Origin of the sequence: Marinobacterium sp. xm-d-579 (genome assembly GCF_013282935.1) — a bacterium.
In the GTDB taxonomy this organism is placed as follows: domain Bacteria; phylum Pseudomonadota; class Gammaproteobacteria; order Pseudomonadales; family Balneatricaceae; genus Marinobacterium_E.
On the sequence record NZ_WBYP01000003.1, the window covers coordinates 264,305 to 283,877 of the forward strand.

A 19,573-nucleotide genomic window follows, 5' to 3' on the forward strand; every position below is an offset into this window, starting at 1 on the left:
GGGTGGAGAAACAGGTCAGTACCGATCAGGGGCAGGTTAACATAAAGATGTGGGGTTCAGAGCTTTATCCCGAACGTGCTCCTCTGGTACTTCTGCATGATTCCCTTGGTTCAGTAAACTTGTGGCGTGAGTTTCCAGAACAGCTCCTCGAACGGCTCAAGCGACCTATTATCGCATATGACCGTCTCGGATTTGGAAACTCTGACTCCAGAGCCGCCTTACCTAACCTCGACTTTATAGCTGAAGAAGCTAGGCACTACTTTCCACAAATTAAAGCCGCTTTAGGGCTGAAAGAGTATCTAGTTTTGGGCCACTCAGTGGGTGGTGCGATGGCTGTGGAAATTGGTGCTTCGGACCCTGATTGTTTGGCGGTAATTACAATTGCAGCACAGGCTTTCGTGGAGAAGCAGACGCTTAAATCTATTGGTGAAGCAAAGGGGCTCTTTACGCAGGATGGTCAGCTCGAAAAGCTTGAGCGTTGGCATGGAGCGAATGCCCGTTGGGTACTTAGTGCCTGGACTGATGTGTGGCTACATCCTGACTTTGCTGAATGGCATCTAACTGGTGCGCTTAATGCGCTTAAATCTCCAGTGCTCGCCATTCATGGTGAGTTGGACGAGTATGGCTCGCAGGCATTTCCCAAATATATTCACGATCAGAGTGCAGGTCTCTCTGAGCAGGTGATAATTCCTGGTTGTGCTCACGTTCCGCATAGAACAAATGCTGAGCAAGTTCTTGAGAGTATTGAAAGGTTTTTGAAAACTAATCTTGTTACAGACCAATAATAAGAGGAATGATGTGATGACAGTTTTAATACGTGAAGACAAAAGTGGTGTGGTGAAGCTAACCCTTAATCGCCCGGATCACTTTAATACTCTATCTGAAGCATTGCTTGAAGCGCTGCAGCGCGAACTCGATGATATTGCACAGGATGACAGTGTGCGCTGCGTGGTGATAGCAGGTAGCGGTCGCGGTTTTTGTGCTGGGCATGACCTGAAAGAGATGCGCGCTCATCCTCAGCAGAGTTATTACCAGGACCTCTTCGGGCGTTGTGGTAAAGTAATGCAAAGCATTGTGGCGCTTCCTGTGCCAGTAATAGCGAAGGTTCATGGAATTGCGACTGCCGCAGGATGCCAGTTGGCAGCTAGCTGTGATTTGGTAATTGCGGCAAGTTCTGCCCGCTTCGCAGTATCGGGTATCAAGCTTGGACTCTTCTGTTCGACTCCTGCGGTTGCGTTGTCTCGATCTATAGCACCAAAGCGTGCCTTCGATATGCTCGTGACTGGTGATTTTATTAATGCTGATACAGCATATGACTGGGGTCTAGTCAGTCAGGTCGTAGAAGAGGAAGAGCTTGATCAAGCTGTGGCCGACAAGGTTGCTAAAATTACCGAAAAGAGCCCTGATGCAATCCGCTTTGGCAAAGCAATGTTCTATCCGCAACGTCAGATGGCTCTATCAGATGCCTACGCATTTGCTGGCGATGTTATGGCTGAGAATATGATGTGCCAATCTGCCATCGATGGTATTGATGGTTTTTTGCATAAATCTTAAAGGATCTATTATGGGGCAGACCTGTTACCAGACCTAAATTCTCTAGGAGTTTGGCCGGTCCACTTCTTAAAAGATCGGGTAAATGCAGCAGTTTCAGAAAAACCAAGCTGTTGCGATATCCGCTGAATTGAAAGAGAGGATTGGTTTAGTAGATGTAGAGCACTGTCTCGTCTGAGCTCGTCTTTAATATCTTGAAATCCAGTACCCTCATCATCAAGTTTTCTTCGTAGCGTTCTAACAGTCATATTGAGTTGATGGGCGACACTTTCCATATCTATCTCGACAAACTCCATGTGACCCATGATATCTCTGACGCGACGGGTGAATACCGGTAGATACTCTTGTCGCGTGAACCATTGCAGCGGTGCACTTCTCAAATGATCTCGAAGGGTGTCGAGATTTTGGATAATTGGCGCTTTTAACGCCTCTACCTCAAAGATGAGTCGGTTAGCGGATGCTTCATATGAGACTGGGCAGGGGAAGATAAGCCGATACTCATCTGCGTGTGGTGGTTTGGGGCCTGTCATTTGCGCTTCAAATAGTTGGATCCTGCGGCCAATGAGCCAGCTTGGAAAGCGGTGCCACAACAGAAGTAGGAAGTCTCTTAGAAGGTAATCTGGATCCAATTCAGGTTTAGATAGCGACATCTCTAACGTCACTTTTTCTCCGTCGATAGATAGATTAAGCGAGAGGGATTCGTTCACTAAGCGGTAAAAGCGGCATAGGTGCTTGTAAACCTCTAACAGGTTTTCTGCACGCACGGCCTCTCTCGCGAAAAGACTAAACGTTCCGTACCGGGCTGGACGTTCGGCACAGGCCATGAACTCATCGTCACCCCGCTCCCATGAGAGTCGAGCTAGCGAGCCAAATTGCGCGGGCGTTAACCTAAACTTCTGGTTACCGAGAAGTCGCCCGTCCAGATTTGCGTCTTTAAGCAGTGAGCCAATATCAACACCCATTCGAGCTGCAGATTTAAGTGTTCCCAATGCAAAATGACTGGAGATGCTGTTGTTATCAAAATTCTGCATTGATCTGACCGAAAATCTATCTATTGGCTTCTACTTAGGTATTAGTGTCACAATATAGCGCAATTTCATGTCCGAAAATATCAATAAATAGTCTCGCCTTGTCATTTAGTCCTTGCTTTAATTGCTAGATAATTCCAAACATGCAAAAAAGCTTAAGGTTGGTTACATGATTCAGCAGGTTGGTGTCGTTGGTGCAGGTCAGATGGGGCAAGGTATCGCCCAGGTTTTGGCGTGCGCAGGCATCCAGGTTGTTTTGGTAGATATCTCCGCAGATCAGTTGGAGCTAGCGCTCGGTCGAACTGAAACGAGTGTTGCTAAGTTGAAAGAGCGCAACAAGCTGGCTGCGGGATGCAATCCACTCCCTTTCATTACCACATCTGTATCAATGGATGCGCTAGCTAATTGTGACCTGGTGGTTGAGGCTGCTACTGAAGATGAGATGACCAAGCGTAAGATTTTTCAAGCGCTCAATGGTGTATGTAAACCTTCAGCTATTCTAGCCAGTAATACCTCCTCAATCTCAATCGGTCGATTGGCAGCTTTAGTAGAAAATCCAGATCGTATGTTGGGTGTGCACTTCATGAATCCGGTGCCTTTGATGGCCCTGATTGAAGTGATAGTGACTAAGCACACCTCAGAAAATACTCGATCGGCTGTGCTCGAGCTCGCTGAGAAATTAGGTAAAACAGCGGTTGTTGTTAAAGACCGTCCAGCTTTTGTGCTTAATCGAATTTTACTTCCGACCATTAATGAAGCGATTCGTGTTGTCGAAGAGGGTACTGCAACACCAGAACAGGTCGATCAAATCATGACACTTGGGGCAGGCTTCCCAATGGGGCCGCTAGCTCTCGCTGATATGATTGGTCTAGATACCTGCTTAAGTATTTTGGATTTGATGTTTGTTGAGCTGAAAGATGCTCGTTATCTACCTGCACCTCTTTTGCGTGAAAAAGTGGTTGAGGGAGAGTTAGGTAAGAAAAGCGGAAAAGGTTTTTATACCTACTAAAATTAGGGAATTAACGCTGTTTAAGCTGCTCAAAGCGGTTTAAGCTGTGACGATAAACAGAATAAACGAGTGGTAAAACTCGCAAAAAATAAATGAGGGATAATCAGATGCACAACTCACCCTTTGAGACCAACCTTGATCAATGCTCTGCAAACTATGCAGCATTAACACCTATCAGCTTCCTTGAGCGTTCTGCGTTCATCTACCCTGATCGAACTGCAACAGTGAATGGCGCTGTTCGTCGTACTTGGTTAGAGACTCTCACACGTTGTAAGCAGTTAGCGAGCGCCCTCAATAAAGCGGGTGTAAAAAAGGGTGAGGCTGTATCAATCATTGCATCTAACCTTCCAGAGCATTTTGAATCGCACTTCGGTGTGCCAATGGCTGGTGCTGTTCTTAACTCGATTAACACGCGTCTGGATGCGGCAGCTGTTGCGTTTATCCTTCAGCACGCTGAAGCAAAAGTATTCCTAGTCGATAAAGAGTTTGGTGAATTGGCTACGGCTGCACTAGGCATGCTAGACAACAAACCGCTTGTGATTGGTATTGATGATGCTAGCTATGATGGCGGTGTGATGATCGGTGAGATGGACTACGAAGCGTTTATCGCTGGTGGTGATCCGGAATACGATTTCCCGCGCGTTACTGATGAGTGGAATGCGATCTCATTAAACTACACTTCAGGTACTACAGGTGATCCGAAAGGGGTTGTTTACCACCACCGTGGTGCTTACCTGAATGCTGCAAGCAATGCGTTATCTTGGGGTATGGAAATTCACGCATCGTACCTTTGGACTCTACCAATGTTCCACTGTAACGGCTGGTGTTTCCCTTGGACCATTGCCGCACAAGCGGGCGTCAGTGTGAGCTTGCGTCATGTCCGTGCCGATAAGATTTTTGAACTAATCAAAGAAGAAGAGGTTGGCTACTTCTGTGGTGCGCCAATCGTTCTTAATATGCTGAACTCATCTCCTGCTGAGATGAAAGCGGGCATCAACCACAAAGTTAAAGTAATGACCGCGGGTGCTGCTCCTCCAGCTCCAGTTATCGCTGGTATGGAAGCAATTGGTTTTGAGGTAACTCATGTCTACGGTCTAACTGAGACCTATGGTCCATGTGCTGTTTGTGCATGGAAAGATGAGTGGAATGAAAAATCACCTGCAGAAAAATCTGTGCTTAAAGCTCGCCAAGGTGTGCGTTCGCCAATGATGGAAGGCATGGTGGTTATGGATCCAGAGACCATGGAACTTGTGCCTAAAGATGGTGAGACCATGGGTGAGATCTTCATGCGAGGTAACCTTGTCATGAAGGGCTATCTGAAGAACCCATCAACTACTGAGAAGTCATTCAAAGGCGGCTGGTTCGCATCGGGTGACTTGGCAGTATGGTATGAAGATGGCTACGTGCAGATTAAAGACCGTTCGAAAGATGTCATCATCTCGGGTGGTGAGAACATCTCTAGTATCGAAGTTGAAGGTGTTCTTTATGCTCACCCTCACATTCAAGAGGCTGCAGTTGTCGCGAAGAATGATGAGAAGTGGGGCGAAACGCCGTGCGCATTCGTCACTCTTAAAGAGGGTGCGCCAGAGGTTAGCGAAGCGGATGTGATCGAGTTCTGTCGTGAGCACCTAGCACGTTTCAAAGTACCTAAGAATGTTGTTTTCGGTCCGCTACCAAAAACATCGACCGGTAAGATTCAGAAATTCGTACTGCGCGATCAAGCAAACGCGCTGTAAAACAGATTATGTAAAGTGGCCCTGGTGGCCATGATTTAAGGAGTTAACATGAAAGCATTAGTCGCAGTAAAACGCGTTATTGACTACAACGTTAAGGTTCGCGTTAAAGCGGATAATAGCGATGTAGATTTGGCAAACACTAAAATGTCGATCAACCCATTCTGTGAGATTGCAGTTGAAGAGGCTGTGCGTCTTAAAGAGGCGGGTGTTGTGTCTGAGATCGTTGTTGTATCGATCGGCGATAAGTCTTGCCAAGAGCAGATGCGTTACGCAATGGCCCTTGGTGCAGATCGAGGTGTGCAGGTCGAAGCGGAAGGCAAACTAAACTCTCTTGATGTTGCTCGCATTCTTGCGAAAGTGAACGAGTCTGAAAATGCTGGCATCTTTATTCTTGGTAAACAAGCGATCGATTCTGATAACAACCAGACTGGTCAGATGCTTGCGGCTCTTCTAGATGTGCCACAGGCAACTTTCGCATCTGAAGTAAAAATTGCAGACGGTAAAGCTCAGGTAACTCGTGAAGTGGATGGCGGTCTTGTGACTGTTGAGATGGATCTTCCAGCAGTTATCACTACTGACCTTCGTTTGAACGAACCACGTTTCGCAGCACTGCCAAAAATCATGCAGGCTAAACGTAAGCCACTAGATGTTAAGACTCTAGCTGACCTTGGTGTTGAGCTAACAAACAGCGTAGAGCTTATCTCTGTTGAGACTCCAGCAGAGCGTAGCGGCGGTATCAAAGTTGATTCAGTAGATGCACTGCTCGACAAGCTACGTAACGAAGCACAGGTTATTTAAGGGAGAGTTGATGATGAAAACGTTGATTATTGCTGAACACGACGGTCAGTCGCTTAAAGGTGCAACTCTTTCTGCAGTGACTGCTGCAACTAAACTAGGTGCGCCAGTTGATGTGCTAGTGGTAGGTTCTTCTGTAGCTGCGGCTGCAGCGCAGGCAGCTTCAGTTGCGGGTGTTGATCGTGTCCTAACAGTTGAAGATGCTGCTCTTGAACACTCACTTGCTGAGTTTGTTGCACCAATCGCTAAGCAGCTTGCAGGTGATTACACGCACGTTATTTTAGGTGCGAGCACTTTCGGTAAAGATTTGGCACCACGTGTTGCTGCACTTTGCGGTGTGAATCAGCTATCTGAAGTTATCGAAGTGATCGATGCAGATACGTTCAAGCGTCCAATCTACGCTGGTAACGCTATCGCGACTGTGAAGAGCAGCGACGCGCTTAAAGTGATGACTGTTCGTGGTACTGCATTTGCTGCTGCTGGTAATGGCGGTTCAGCTGCTGTTGAAGCGGCATCAGTGACTGTTCCAGCTGCGAAAGTACGTTTCGTAGGTGCAGAGGTGAGCGAATCAGATCGTCCAGAACTTGAATCTGCAGATATCGTTGTTTCAGGTGGTCGTGGTGTAGGTTCTAAAGAGGACTTCGCTAAGGTATTCGAACTTGCAGATAAGCTTGGTGCTGCAGTGGGCGCATCGCGTGCTGCTGTTGATAGCGGTTTTGTCCCTAACGATATGCAGGTTGGCCAGACAGGTAAGATGGTAGCGCCTAAGCTATACATCGCTGTAGGTATCTCAGGCGCTATTCAGCACCTTGCAGGTATGAAAGAGTCAGGCACTATCGTTGCAATCAACAAAGATGAAGAAGCGCCGATCTTCGGTATTGCAGACTACGGTCTAGTGGGCGATCTTCACGATATCCTTCCAGAGCTTGTCTCTAAGGTATAACCAGCACACCTTGGGGCAGTTAGCCTGCCCCGTTTTATTCATTCCGGAGACTAACAATAATGAGTATCTATAACGCACCGGCTCAAGACACCGCTTTTGTATTGGATCAATTGGTTGAATTCGATCAACTTTGCCAGGCGATGGGCCTGGATGAAGTTAATCTTGAACTGGCCAATGTCGTCGTTGAAGAGGCGGGTAAGCTCGCATCTGAAGTACTGGCTCCGCTCAATGCAGTGGGTGACCAAAATGGCGCACGTCTTGACGGTGATAAGGTTATAGAGACCTCAGGTTTCTCGGATGCTTACCAGCAGTACATGGAGAACGGTTGGGCAACCTTAACCGCGCCGGAAGCTTTTGGTGGGCAGGCCCTTCCGAATGTAGTGGGTACCGCCGTGAACGAGCTTTGGCACTCGGCCAATATGGCGTTTGCACTCTGCCCGATGTTGACTCAGGGTTCGATTGAAGCGCTGATCGCTCACGGCAGTGATGAGCTAAAAGATCAGTACCTATCGCGCTTAGTCAGCGGTGAGTGGACCGGCACCATGAATCTGACTGAACCTAACGCGGGTTCAGATTTAGCAGCCGTTTCAACCAAAGCGGTACCGAATGGCGATCACTACCTGATCTCAGGCCAGAAGATCTACATCACTTGGGGCGATCATCAGATGACCCCGAACATTGTGCATTTAGTCTTGGCGCGACTTCCAGATGCACCGGCCGGTGTAAAAGGGATTTCGCTGTTTATCGTGCCTAAGTTCTTGCTGGATGAGAACGGAAAGCCTGCAGAGCTAAACGATGCAAAATGCATCTCTCTAGAGCACAAATTGGGCATTCATGGTTCGCCAACCTGTACGATGAGTTTTGGCGATAATGGCGGTGCAGTAGGCTACCTGGTCGGTGAAGAGAACAAAGGCTTGGCTTACATGTTCACCATGATGAACCATGCACGTCAGTCGGTGGGTCTCCAGGGCTTGTCGATCTCTGAGCGTGCTTATCAGCAAGCGGTTGCCTACGCGAAAGAGCGCACTCAGGGCAGTCGTAAAGATGGTTCGAAAATACCTATTATTGAACATCCCGATGTGCGCCGAATGTTGATGGCAATGCGCTCGGGCTGTGAATCGATGCGCGCATTAGCCCTGGTTGCAGCGGCTGAGATTGATCGTTCGCACATCGAGGGTGATCAATCCGCAGCTAAAGCGCGTGTTGAACTGTTAACGCCGATCGTGAAGGGCTGGATGACAGAGATGGCCAATGAACTGACCTCTCTTAATATTCAGGTTCATGGTGGCATGGGCTTTATCGAAGAGGCTGGCGCGGCTCAGCACTACCGTGACGCGCGTATCTTAGCCATTTATGAAGGTACTAACGGCATTCAGGCACTGGATCTGATTGGTCGTAAAACCTTGAGCGATAATGGTGCAGCGTTAGCGGATCTGCTTGATGAGATGGCGGCTATTGAGGCCGATCTTCGAGCGTGCGGACTTGATAAAATGGCCAATCGTTTTGTGGCATCCGTCGCCCGCGCACGAGAGATTCGAGAGTTTATTCTTGATCGTGCTGCTGCCGATCGCAGCTTAATGGGCGCGGTCGCATTCGATTTCTTAATGCAGATAGGCTACCTCACCGGTGCCTACCTAATGGCAAAAGAGGCCATTCGTGCTAAAGCCTTAACCGGAGCAGGTTCTGCTTACTCGGATGAGTTTTTGGCCGCTAAAATTGCCACCGTGCGCTTTTATGCAGAACACTACTTGCCACGAGCAGAAGCTCATGCACAGACAATTATGACGGGCCTTGATGCCGCGTTTGTGCTGAATGACGAACAGTTTTAATTTACATTTCAGTGATTGAGTCGTTTTAGGAGAGATCAATGGATTATGAAGTAATGGACTTTGATGTCCTGATTGTAGGTGCAGGCCCTGCGGGACTTGCAGCTGCTTGTAAGATCAAACAACTCAATGCTGATTTGATGGTCTGTGTTGTTGAGAAAGCGGCTGAGGTCGGTGGTCATATCCTTTCAGGTGCGGTGGTCGATCCTAAAGCGTTAACTGAACTCTTCCCAGATTGGAAAGAGCAGGGCGCACCCCTGGTCACTGAAGCGAAAACAGACGAAATCGTCCTTCTAAAAAACCAGACAAAATCGATTACGGTGCCTAACTTTGCTGCACCTAAAACGATGCACAACCACGGCTGCTACATCGCCTCTGTGGGCAACCTTTCACGTTGGTTGTCAGAACAGGCTGAAGCCTTGGGTGTTGAGGTGTTTCCTGGCTTCCCAGCGGCTGAAGTCCTTTATAACGAAGACGGCAGTGTCAAAGGTGTTCTCACCGGTGCGATGGGCATTGGCGAAAACGGTGAAGAGAAAGATAGCTACGTGCCGAGCATGGCGCTGCAGGCTAAGTTCACACTCTTTGCCGAAGGCTGTCGCGGTCATTTAGGTAAAGAGCTGATCAGTCAGTTCAACTTGGATGAGGGCAAAGATCCTCAGCACTACGGTCTTGGTATTAAAGAGCTATGGGATATCGATCCTGCGCAACATAAAGAGGGCTTGGTGATTCATGGCTCTGGTTGGCCATTGAGTGACGGTACAAGTGGTGGCTTCTTCCTTTACCATGCTGAGAATAATCAGGTCGTTGTGGGCCTAATCGTCGATTTGAACTACTCAAACCCTTGGGTCAGTCCTTTTGATGAATTCCAACGTATGAAGCACCACCCGAAAATCGCGCAGTACTTAGAGGGCGGTACTCGTGTCTCTTACGGTGCACGTGCCATTGCTAAGGGTGGTTACAACTGTCTTCCAGAGATGACCTTCCCTGGTGGTCTATTGATCGGTTGTGATGCCGGTACCTTGAACTTCTCGCGCATCAAAGGTGTTCACACGGCAATGAAGTCGGGCATGTTGGCGGCCGAAGCGGTAGTCTCTGCTATTGCTGAAGAGTCAAACACGGCAACCACATTTAATGATCTCTACAAAAACTCTTGGTTGTACCAAGAGTTGTACAGCTCACGTAACTTTGGCCCAGCTCTACATAAGTTTGGTCCAATTCTTGGTGGCGCTTTCAATACGCTCGATCAGAACATCTTTGGTGGTCGTATCCCAGTGACACTGCACGATACTCACGTCGACCATGAGATGCTGCGTCCAGCAAGCGAGTGTACGAAGATCGATTACCCTAAACCAGACGGAAAGCTCTCATTCGATAAGCTCTCGTCTGTGTTTATTTCGAACACCGTGCACGAAGAGGATCAGCCTTGTCACCTACAGCTGAAGGATAGCCGTGTTCCTATCACCGTTAACTTTGCTCTGTATGCCGAGCCAGCACAGCGTTACTGCCCAGCCGGTGTATATGAAGTGCTTGAAGATGAAGCCGAACCACGCCTTCAGATTAACGCAGCCAACTGCCTGCACTGTAAGACCTGTGACATCAAAGACCCCACGCAGAATATTCGTTGGGTGGCACCAGAGGGTGGCGGTGGCCCTAACTACCCGAACATGTAAATCAGGCATTGGTTTAGCGGCCTGGTGAATTACTAATTAAAGAGAGCTTTTTAGCTCTCTTTTTCGTTTCTTAAAGAGACCGCTTTATGTTGCCAGCTTTAGGGTTGAAAGGTGAATAGGAAAGATCTATCAGCACCATAGAAAATTAAAATTAAGCCAATTTTGAGATCCTGGCGTATTTTTAAGTGAGACAAGAAATTTTCTTGTCCAAGCTCTGTTTAGTTAGCTAACAAAAATAGGAGAGAACATCATGGATCTCAAAGGTACTAAAACAGAAGAGAATCTAAAGGCAGCATTCGCTGGCGAATCAAAAGCAAACCGTCGTTACCTATATTTTGCCAACATGGCAGACATCGAGGGTGCTCCAGAAGTAGCCAACGTATTCCGTAATACGGCTGAAGGTGAAACTGGTCACGCGCACGGCCACATGGAATACCTAATCGATGGTGGTTCAGGTGACCCTGAAACTGGTCTAGCTGCAGGTAATGTGGCGGAAGCACTGGAATCTGCGATTGCAGGTGAAACTCACGAGTACACTGACATGTACCCAGGCATGGCGAAAGCAGCTCGTGAAGAGGGCTTTGACGAGATTGCTGATTGGTTCGAGACGCTTGCAAAAGCAGAACGCAGTCACGCTAATAAGTTCCAGAAAACTCTGGAAGCTTACAAAGCGGAAGCGTAATCAGCCTACGATAGGTCGGGCAAGCTGTTCGACCTATCGATCTTTGCCTGGAGAGTGTTATGAGTACAAAAAAAGAGGGCAACCTAGAAGCCCCAACACGCCATCCTCTGGATTGGAAAAATCCAACTTTTTACGACAAAGATGACCTTCACCAAGAGATGGAGCGCGTCTTTGATATCTGTCACGGTTGCCGTCGTTGCCTGAGTTTATGTGACGCCTTCCCAACGCTGTTTGATCTGATTGATGAAAGCGAAACTATGGAAGTCGATGGTGTTGCTAAAGAGGACTACAAGAAGGTTGTTGATCAGTGCTACCTCTGTGACATGTGTTACATGGCGAAGTGCCCCTACGTACCTCCACACCCGTTTGATTTAGATTTTCCGCATCTTATGCTGCGCGCTAAAGCGGTCGAGACCAAAGAGAAGGGTCTCCCCATGCGCGACAAGATTTTATCCAGCACTGACACCACCGGTAAGCTAGCCGGTATCCCCATTGTCAGTGAGACGATTAATACGGTTAACCATTGGAAGCCGACGCGCAAAGCACTCTCTGCAACCTTAGGCGTTGACGAAGAGGCATGGTTACCGCCATTTGCAAGTAAGAAGTTACGCAGCAAAGCCAAGCCGAATGAGACTTTTGACGTTGTAGCGGGTGAACGCACACCCGGCAAAGTGGCACTGTTTGCGACCTGCTACATCAATTACAACGAGCCGGGTATTGGTGAAGATTTTATTGCAGTACTAGAGCACAACGACATACCTTGGACCTTTGCTCAGAAAGAGGTCTGCTGTGGCATGCCGAAGCTAGAGCAGGGCGATCTTGAAGGGGTGGACTCACTAAAACGTATCAACATCCCGCAACTGGCTAAGTTAGCCAAAGAGGGTTATGCGCTGACGTCGGCTGTGCCAAGTTGTACCTTGATGTTTAAACAAGAGCTGCCACTAATGTACCCGGATGACGAAGAGGTTAAGTTGGTCCAGGAAGCATTTTGGGATCCGTTTGAATACCTGATCGCACGTCAAAAAGATGGTCTATTGAAAGCGGAGTTTGAACAAGGACTAGGTAAAGTCTCTTACCATGTTCCCTGTCACGGTCGCGTGCAAAACGTCGGTAAGAAAACCGAAGAGATGTTGAAGCAGATTCCTGATACCGAACTAAAAACAGTAGAGCGATGCAGTGGTCACGCTGGCACCTACGGTGTTAAGAAAGAGTTTCATGAAAAAGCGATGAAGATAGGTAAGCCGGTATTCCGTCAGATGGCTGATTTTGATCCGGATTATATTTCGAGTGACTGCCCATTGGGAGGAGCTCACATCGCACAAGGTATCGATAAAAATCACGATAAGCAGCCAGAAAAGTCACACCCAATATCACTATTGCGCAAGGCTTATGGCATTTAAGGAGTAGAGTATGACCCAATTAGTACGCGACTCGTTAATGTCGCTGGAAACCTACCACAAAGAACGTCCTGAATTTCGTAAAAAGGCACTGGAGCACCGCCGTCGAAGAACGGTCTTTATTGGTCCCAACGTCACGCTTCAGTTTGAAGATGAGTTGACCATCCGCTACCAGATCCAAGAGATGCTTCGTATCGAGAAAACCTTCGATGAAGAGGGTATTCAAGATGAGTTGGATGCCTACAACCCGCTGATTCCTGATGGGACCAACCTGAAGTGTACACAGCTCATTGAATTTGCCGATCCAGACGAGCGCAAAGTGGCACTGGGTAAGTTGGTCGGGCTTGAACACAAAACCTATGTTCAGGTATTCGGCCATGAAAAGGTGTTTGCGATAGCCGATGAAGATTTAGAACGCAGTACTGAAGAGAAGACCAGTGCCGTCCACTTCATGCGTTTTGAATTGACCGATGAGATGATCGCGACACTCAAAGCGGGTGCGGCTCTTGCTGTCGGTGTGGACCACCCCAACTATCAGCACCATGTTGATGAAGTGGACCCAGAAACTCAGGTTACTTTAACCGCTGATCTTAAATAGTTCTGATCCCTGAAGAGAGGGTGCAGTCGGCCACCCTCTCACTCTTTCATTTTGCAATGCACCATTCCTTGCTAGACTGCGTAGATATCGGTCTAGATCTTTAGACCATCCGTCACAATCGAGGTTAATGATGCGCTCCCTTCTTTTTGTTCTAGTGTTTGGCATAGCTAATAGTGTTCACGCAGCACTTGTGGTGTCGACCCAGTCTTTAGCGGACTTGGTCTACTACCCAACATTCTCAGCACCTGCTGAAGTGATCAGTGCCAATGATGCAGCGCTGAGTGCTGAACTCTCCGCACGTATTGTGAAGATTAATGTTGAGGTGGGTGATCGAGTGAAGCAGGGCGACTCACTGGTGAATTTAGATTGCCGTACCTACGAGAGTCAGTTGGCGACGCAAAAAGCGGTTTTGAGTGAGTTGCGCTCACAACGCCCACTTTTGAGTGATCAATACGAACGTGCCAAGACCTTGAACAAACGAGGCAATCTAGGTGACGATGCTCTGCAACAGCGTGAAACGGCGCTTACCTCATTGGATGCCCGCATCGATGTGCAAAACCGTCAGATTGAACTGGCTGGTATTGCGACTGAAAATTGTTCGCTGGTTGCTCCATTCGATGGAGTCATTGCAGCACGAATGGCTCAGCTAGGTGCCTTAGCCGCTCCCGGTATGCCTCTGCTTCAGTTGGTTCAAACGGATGGGGCAGAACTAGAAGCCAAAGTCGTCCCTGGAAAAGGGGTTGCTGAGAGCAAGGTGTGGTTTGAAAGCAACGGCCAATCTTTCGCGGTTGAGTTAAGAGCTAAATTGCCCATTATTGATCGTCGCGAACGCACGCAGACCTACCGTTTTATTTTTACTGAAGCGACGCCCGAGATTGGTGCAACGGGTCGTTTAACCTGGACCGCCAATCAACCGCACGTCTCCTCTGAACTGTTGGTTCGTCGTAAAGTCGATGGCGAATGGAAGCTTGGTCTGTTGCTTGAAGAGCAGGGTGTCGCACAATTTGTCGTCGTCGACGGTGCCATAGAGGGTCAGCCTGCGGCGGTTGATCTTCCCAAGGGGTCACAGGTCATTACCGAGGGTCGATTGCTCGCAGTCGAGGGCGAAGCGGTAGAGGTGCGCTGATATGTGGCAACGCTTCATTACTAACCATGTGCTAGCTAACCTGACCTTCTTGCTAGTACTGGCGGTCGGTCTGTTGAGTTATCAAGGACTACCCCGCCAACAAGATCCAACCATCAACTTCAACTGGATCATCGTCACCACACCGCTGCCGGGTGCTACAGCGCTTGATGTTGAGAGTAAGGTGACGGATCCGCTTGAAGATGCGTTACGTTCACTGGCCGATGTAAAGTTTGTCTCGAGTAATTCACGTGAAGGGATCTCTAGTATCCTAGTGCGCTTTGAGGACATCGATGATCGTACCTTCGATAAACGCTTAGCCGATCTGCGTCGTGAAATACAAAACACTGAATCTGAACTGCCGGATGCTGCGTTAGATTCACTGATTCTGGAGATCACCAGCTCCAATGCCTTCCCTGCCGCAACGGTGGCGGTGACCAGCTTGGCGGATGACGAGAACCTGCGTCTGCAAGCGACTCGTATCGACAAAGATCTGTCCCAGCTTAAAGGCGTTTCTCGCATCGACCCTGTGGCACTGCCTGACCCAGAACTGCAGGTCAATCTGGATGTCTCTGAACTGGAAGCCCTAGGCATTACCCCACAACAGGTTGCCAACACCGTTACTGCCTTCTTCCAAGATGAGGCGGCTGGTAACTTGGTACAAGGCGATCGTAACTGGTTGGTGCGTGTTGTCGGTACGGCCGCTGACCCAAGCTATCTGGCCAATCGACCGGTATTGGGGGCATCGGGAGAAGTGCCACTGTCACGTGTCGCCAGTGTCGAGCGCGCTCGTGAAGATTCTAGTTTCTTAGTACGTGTCGATGATAAACCGGCTGTGCTGTTGGCGGTAATGAAGAAAGAGGGTGCCAACACCCTGGAATTGGTTGAGCGTGTTCAGACCTACATGGATGAGCGAAATGCTCTATCGGTTGAGACCGGTGTCGAGATGGTCTTGATTGATGATCAGACCATTGCGACGCGCAAGTCGATCCAAATCATGGAGAACAATGCACTGATCGGTCTGATCCTGGTGTTGGTTGTGGCTTGGCTCTTCTTAGGTACACGTATCGCACTGCTCACAGCGATCGGCATACCCTTTATTTTGGCAGCCACTTTCTGGGTACTGGCGGGACTGGGCGAAACGTTGAACGTCACCGTGCTGTTGGGTGTGGTGATTGTGTTGGGTATGTTGGTTGATGACGCCGTCGTTGTGGTCGAATCGATCTACTATCGGCTACAGCGAGGATTTACTGGGATTGCCGCCGTTCAGGGTTCGTTGAAAGAGGTAGCGGCTCCCGTCACAGCGGCGGTACTGACCACCATCGCCGCTTTTTTACCGCTGATGCTACTGCCCGGTATTTTGGGCAAGTTCATGAAGGTTATTCCTATGGTGGTGTCGATCGCCCTAGCGATCAGTCTGATTGAAGCCTTTTGGATGCTGCCTGCCCACATTTTGGCGGCTAAGGTTGGGTTTGATAAACCGAGTCGAATTCAGCGTCTGCGTGAAACCATGACCCACCGCGTGCAGATCACCTATGTTCGTCTGTTGATCAAAGCGCTGCGCCGTCCGGTTCTCTCACTGATTGTCGCCGTATTGCCACTGATAGGCGCGGTCGGTGCCCTAGGCAACGGCTACATTAAGATGGATTTCTTTGCGGCCGATCCTGTCCGCCTATTCTATGTGAACGTTGAAATGCCGGCAGCGACGCCTGTCGCGAAAACGATGGAGGTGGTCTCACGTGTGGAAGAGCGTGTCCGTCAAAATGTGCGTGACGGGGAAGTGCGCGCCATCGCAAGCTATGCCGGTCAGATGTTTACCGAGACAGAGCCGCGTATTGGCGAGCAGTACGGCCAGATTCTTGTCGGTCTAAACCCTAAAACACCTGAACTGCGCACAGTTGAAGAGATGACCGATGCGGTGCGTGAAGATTTGGGTGACATTGCCGGTCCGATTCGCATCTCATTCTTGCGCCTATCGGGTGGTCCGCCTGCCTCTAAACCGATCTCGGTCAAGGTACGTGGTGATGATTACCAAGAGATTCGCGACGCTACCAACATTCTGATTGAAATTCTGAACAGTCACGAAGATTTCGTGGATGTTGAAGACGATGCGGCTCGTGGTCGTTATGAGTTGAGTCTGGAGTTAGACAGTGATGCGATCAATCGTACAGGTTTGAACCCTGCGGATGTTCGTCGCACCCTGCGCCTATTGGTCGACGGTGAAGTTGTCGCGAGTATGCGAGATGCCGGTGAACGCCTGGATGTTCGTGTTCGTGCTAATCCTGAGTCGCTACCCTCTCTTGAGCGTCTGCTTAGCTACCGTATTCCTGTTCCCGCGGGCGGTGCTATTCCTCTGTCGGAGTTGGTAATAGAGGAGCGTAAACAGTCGTTGGGTAACATTCGTCACTACAACTTCCGTCGTGCAATCACCTTAGAGGCTGACCTTCGCTCTGGCGGTATGGATACCGTACAAGCCAACGCCTTCTTGCTAGAGCGCTGGAAGGAGTACGAAGCGCAATATCCTGCCATCGATCTCGACTTCTCGGGTGAGTTGGATGATATCCAAGAGAGTATGGATTCGATTGCGATTCTCTTCTTGGTCGGCGTCGGCTTGATGTACCTAATATTGGGCACGCAGTTCCGCAGTTACTGGCAGCCACTGATGATATTGGCGACAGTGCCCTTGGCGTTTACCGGTGTCGTATTGGGATTGATCGTGACGCAAAACCCGCTCAGTCTCTACACCATGTACGGTGTCGTGGCGTTGGCAGGCATCGCCGTGAATGCCGCGATCGTGCTGATATCCGCCGCTAATGACCGAATTGGTAACGGCATGAGTCTGATGCATGCGACGCTTTATGCTTCGCGTCGACGCGTGATTCCGGTATTGATCACCACCCTGACCACCATGGCGGGTCTATTCTCGCTTGCAGCGGGTCTGGGGGGTAAGTCACTGATCTGGGGCCCAGTCGCCACATCGATCGTATGGGGTCTGGGCTTCTCGTCTGTGCTAACGCTGTTTGTCATACCGCTCCTCTATCGTCTATCGATGCGCAGAGCGGTTAAGCGACTCTCTTAAAACGGCTGAGGGTGGCGTTTAAACACCGCCGCTAGCTCGCTTTGCAACTCTTCAGACAGTGGCATATCGAAGGCGGCGATGTCCTCTTTAAGTTGTTCCATTGAGGTAGCACCAATGATGGTAGAGGTTACGCCATCGACTTGATCACACCACGCGAGTGCCAGCTGCGAAGGGGTGTAACCAAATCGATGTGCCAGTTTGACGTACTCAGCAACGGCTTCGTGAGCCTCAGGCGTATTACGATGCAGTGCGGCAGGGTTAGAGATACTCCAACGGCTACCTTCCGGCATCGCTCCGCCCGCGTATTTACCAGAGAGTAATCCGGATGCAAGTGGTGACCAGGGCAGGTAAGCGATCTCTTCATGAACGCAGTTTTCGATCAAATAGGGCCAATCTTTGGCATGCAATAGACTAAACTCATTCTGAATCGATACGGGTTTTGGCAGATCGTATTCACGGCTCAGTTTTAGATAGGTGTTGATACCCCAAGTGGTATCGTCAGACAGGCCAAAATGACGAATTTTTCCCGCTTTTATGCAATGGTCTAACCCTTTCAAGATATCGAGCATCTGAGCTTCATGCTCCGCCGCGTTAATGTCGCTGAACTTGAAGAAGTTTGGCGTATGCTTACCAAAGTGGGGTGATGTCCGGTTTGGCCAGTGCAGTTGGTAAAGATCGATGTAGTCAGTCTGTAGACGCTCAAGTGAGTTGTCGACCGCTTCAATTACTGCCTTGCCAGTAATGGGCCCCCCGCTTCGAACCCAGGGTAGTCCAATTCCAGCGATTTTGGTGGCGATGATCATCTCACTGCGACGAGAAGGGTTGCGGGCAAGCCAGTTACCAATAATCGCTTCTGTTTTTCCGTAGGTCTCAGCCGTTGGGGGTACTGCGTACATCTCGGCGGTATCAAAAAAATTAATGCCAACCGACAATGCATGCTCGATCTGTTCATCGGCTTCGGCTTGGGTGTTCTGTTTCCCCCAAGTCATGGTGCCTAAACAGATTCGCGAAACGTCTAAACCACTGGTTCCTAAACGGCTGAACTGCATGCTAACTCCTTCTAAGCTGAATCAAATTCTAAGTGGGCAGGTTAATGCTTTACGCTAACACACTCTGTATAGATTCGGTGACTCTATTGTTAGTTGCCCTCTGCTGGTTCTAGTGTTTCGGTTCTATCCCTAAACAGGAGCCTTATGTTGTTATATCATTCTCGGCTTATTAATCAGGGTGTCAGTTATGTCAGCAGCTCAGGGCTTTCTTTATATCATTTCCGCTCCGTCCGGTGCCGGTAAAACCAGTCTCGTTAAAGCGTTATTAGAGCGCGATCAGCGCATTCGTGTGTCGGTATCTCACACTACCCGTGCTGCTCGTCCTGGCGAGGAAGATGGTGTTGCCTACAACTTCGTTGATCTAACGGAATTTGATCGTCTGATCGAAGCGGGACAGTTTCTCGAGTACGCTGAAGTCTTCACCAATAAATACGGTACATCCAAAGGCTGGGTGGAGTCGCAACTGGCTCAGGGTATCGATGTGATTCTCGAGATCGACTGGCAGGGTGCTGAAATCGTTCGTCAAAAGATGCCCGAAGCGCGCTCTATATTCATTTTGCCCCCGAGTCGTGAGGAGCTTCTGCGTCGTTTGACCGGTCGCGGCACCGACAGCGACGAGGTGATTGCCGGTCGTATGGCGCAAGCTGAATCTGAGATGAGCCACTACGGCGACTTTGACTACTTGGTGATTAACGACCAATTCGACACTGCACTGGATCAATTGGCCGCAATATTTACCGCAAATCGTTTAGAAATGGTGGTTCAACAGCAGGCGCAGCAAAGTTTACTCGCTGAACTCTTGTAGAGAGCTGCCTAAACTCTGTACAATCGCCGGTTCGAATTTGTTACTACTCTTTAAAGAGGTTACTCATGGCACGTGTTACTGTAGAAGATTGCCTAGACAATCTTGATAACCGTTTTGAACTTGTAATGGTTGCGTCTAAACGTGCGCGTCAGATCGCTACTGGTGGTCAAGATCCTAAAGTTGAATGGGAAAATGACAAACCAACGGTTGTTGCTCTTCGTGAAATCGCTGAAGGTCATACAACTCGCGCTGTCCTTGACGAGCCAGTTCTAGACTAACTCT

General features: G+C 49.2%; 17 protein-coding genes. 15 read left to right on the top strand and 2 right to left on the bottom strand.

Annotated elements, in window-relative coordinates; genetic code table 11:
- Positions 1 to 2 precede the first annotated feature (2 nt).
- Both XMD579_RS08510 and XMD579_RS08515 read left to right on the top strand, forming a co-directional pair.
- Entirely contained in the window at positions 3 to 785 is a 783-nt protein-coding gene (locus XMD579_RS08510; protein WP_217364107.1) for an alpha/beta fold hydrolase, read from the top strand.
- Entirely contained in the window at positions 769 to 1,554 is a 786-nt protein-coding gene (locus XMD579_RS08515) for an enoyl-CoA hydratase (protein WP_256423110.1), read from the top strand. Before XMD579_RS08510 ends, XMD579_RS08515 begins: the two co-directional genes overlap by 17 nt.
- Before the next feature lie 8 nt (positions 1,555 to 1,562).
- Here the strand turns inward: XMD579_RS08515 and XMD579_RS08520 are convergent, their stop codons facing one another.
- Positions 1,563 to 2,582 carry an AraC family transcriptional regulator gene (locus tag XMD579_RS08520; protein WP_173481713.1) on the bottom strand — a complete coding sequence of 340 codons (1,020 nt, stop codon included), beginning with the start codon at positions 2,580 to 2,582 and terminating at the stop codon, positions 1,563 to 1,565.
- A gap of 166 nt (positions 2,583 to 2,748) precedes the next feature.
- Between XMD579_RS08520 and XMD579_RS08525 the strand changes: the two genes are divergently transcribed.
- From XMD579_RS08525 to XMD579_RS08575, 11 genes are all read left to right on the top strand, one after another.
- Positions 2,749 to 3,588 (top strand): 3-hydroxyacyl-CoA dehydrogenase family protein, encoded by an 840-nt coding sequence (locus tag XMD579_RS08525; protein WP_173481714.1) that lies wholly within the window; start codon positions 2,749 to 2,751, stop codon positions 3,586 to 3,588.
- Between the two features lie 107 nt (positions 3,589 to 3,695).
- Positions 3,696 to 5,324: an acyl-CoA synthetase gene (locus XMD579_RS08530; RefSeq protein WP_217364108.1), complete on the top strand. Its 1,629-nt coding sequence runs from the start codon at positions 3,696 to 3,698 to the stop codon at positions 5,322 to 5,324.
- A gap of 48 nt (positions 5,325 to 5,372) precedes the next feature.
- Positions 5,373 to 6,122 carry an electron transfer flavoprotein subunit beta/FixA family protein gene (locus XMD579_RS08535; protein WP_173506227.1) on the top strand — a complete coding sequence of 250 codons (750 nt, stop codon included), beginning with the start codon at positions 5,373 to 5,375 and terminating at the stop codon, positions 6,120 to 6,122.
- Positions 6,123 to 6,135: 13 nt separating this feature from the next.
- On the top strand, positions 6,136 to 7,062 hold the full coding sequence (locus XMD579_RS08540; RefSeq protein ID WP_173506228.1) for an electron transfer flavoprotein subunit alpha/FixB family protein: 927 nt from the start codon (positions 6,136 to 6,138) through the stop codon (positions 7,060 to 7,062).
- 59 nt (positions 7,063 to 7,121) lie between these two features.
- The gene (locus XMD579_RS08545; RefSeq protein WP_173506229.1) at positions 7,122 to 8,891 is read left to right on the top strand and encodes an acyl-CoA dehydrogenase; all 1,770 of its coding nucleotides are present in this window, start codon (positions 7,122 to 7,124) and stop codon (positions 8,889 to 8,891) included.
- A gap of 38 nt (positions 8,892 to 8,929) precedes the next feature.
- Positions 8,930 to 10,558, top strand: coding sequence for an electron transfer flavoprotein-ubiquinone oxidoreductase (locus XMD579_RS08550; protein ID WP_173506230.1), 1,629 nt, complete (start codon positions 8,930 to 8,932; stop codon positions 10,556 to 10,558).
- Positions 10,559 to 10,808: 250 nt separating this feature from the next.
- Positions 10,809 to 11,240, top strand: coding sequence for a rubrerythrin family protein (locus XMD579_RS08555; protein WP_173481720.1), 432 nt, complete (start codon positions 10,809 to 10,811; stop codon positions 11,238 to 11,240).
- A 59-nt stretch (positions 11,241 to 11,299) separates the two neighbouring features.
- Positions 11,300 to 12,640 carry a heterodisulfide reductase-related iron-sulfur binding cluster gene (locus XMD579_RS08560; protein WP_173494626.1) on the top strand — a complete coding sequence of 447 codons (1,341 nt, stop codon included), beginning with the start codon at positions 11,300 to 11,302 and terminating at the stop codon, positions 12,638 to 12,640.
- A 10-nt stretch (positions 12,641 to 12,650) separates the two neighbouring features.
- A complete protein-coding gene (locus XMD579_RS08565) occupies positions 12,651 to 13,235 on the top strand; it encodes a DUF3501 family protein (protein WP_173481722.1) in 585 nt (194 codons plus the stop codon).
- A 127-nt stretch (positions 13,236 to 13,362) separates the two neighbouring features.
- On the top strand, positions 13,363 to 14,361 hold the full coding sequence (locus tag XMD579_RS08570) for an efflux RND transporter periplasmic adaptor subunit (protein WP_173506231.1): 999 nt from the start codon (positions 13,363 to 13,365) through the stop codon (positions 14,359 to 14,361).
- 1 nt (position 14,362) lies between these two features.
- Entirely contained in the window at positions 14,363 to 17,437 is a 3,075-nt protein-coding gene (locus tag XMD579_RS08575) for an efflux RND transporter permease subunit (RefSeq protein WP_173506232.1), read from the top strand.
- Here the strand turns inward: XMD579_RS08575 and XMD579_RS08580 are convergent.
- Positions 17,434 to 18,486 carry an aldo/keto reductase gene (locus XMD579_RS08580; RefSeq protein ID WP_173506233.1) on the bottom strand — a complete coding sequence of 351 codons (1,053 nt, stop codon included), beginning with the start codon at positions 18,484 to 18,486 and terminating at the stop codon, positions 17,434 to 17,436. The genes XMD579_RS08575 and XMD579_RS08580 overlap by 4 nt on opposite strands.
- 187 nt (positions 18,487 to 18,673) lie before the next feature.
- On the opposite strand from XMD579_RS08580, the gene gmk reads away from it, so the two are divergent.
- The gene (gene gmk, locus XMD579_RS08585) at positions 18,674 to 19,291 is read left to right on the top strand and encodes a guanylate kinase (RefSeq protein WP_173506234.1); all 618 of its coding nucleotides are present in this window, start codon (positions 18,674 to 18,676) and stop codon (positions 19,289 to 19,291) included.
- Positions 19,292 to 19,356: 65 nt separating this feature from the next.
- A complete protein-coding gene (rpoZ, locus tag XMD579_RS08590) occupies positions 19,357 to 19,569 on the top strand; it encodes a DNA-directed RNA polymerase subunit omega (RefSeq protein WP_173481728.1) in 213 nt (70 codons plus the stop codon).
- Positions 19,570 to 19,573: the final 4 nt, after the last annotated feature.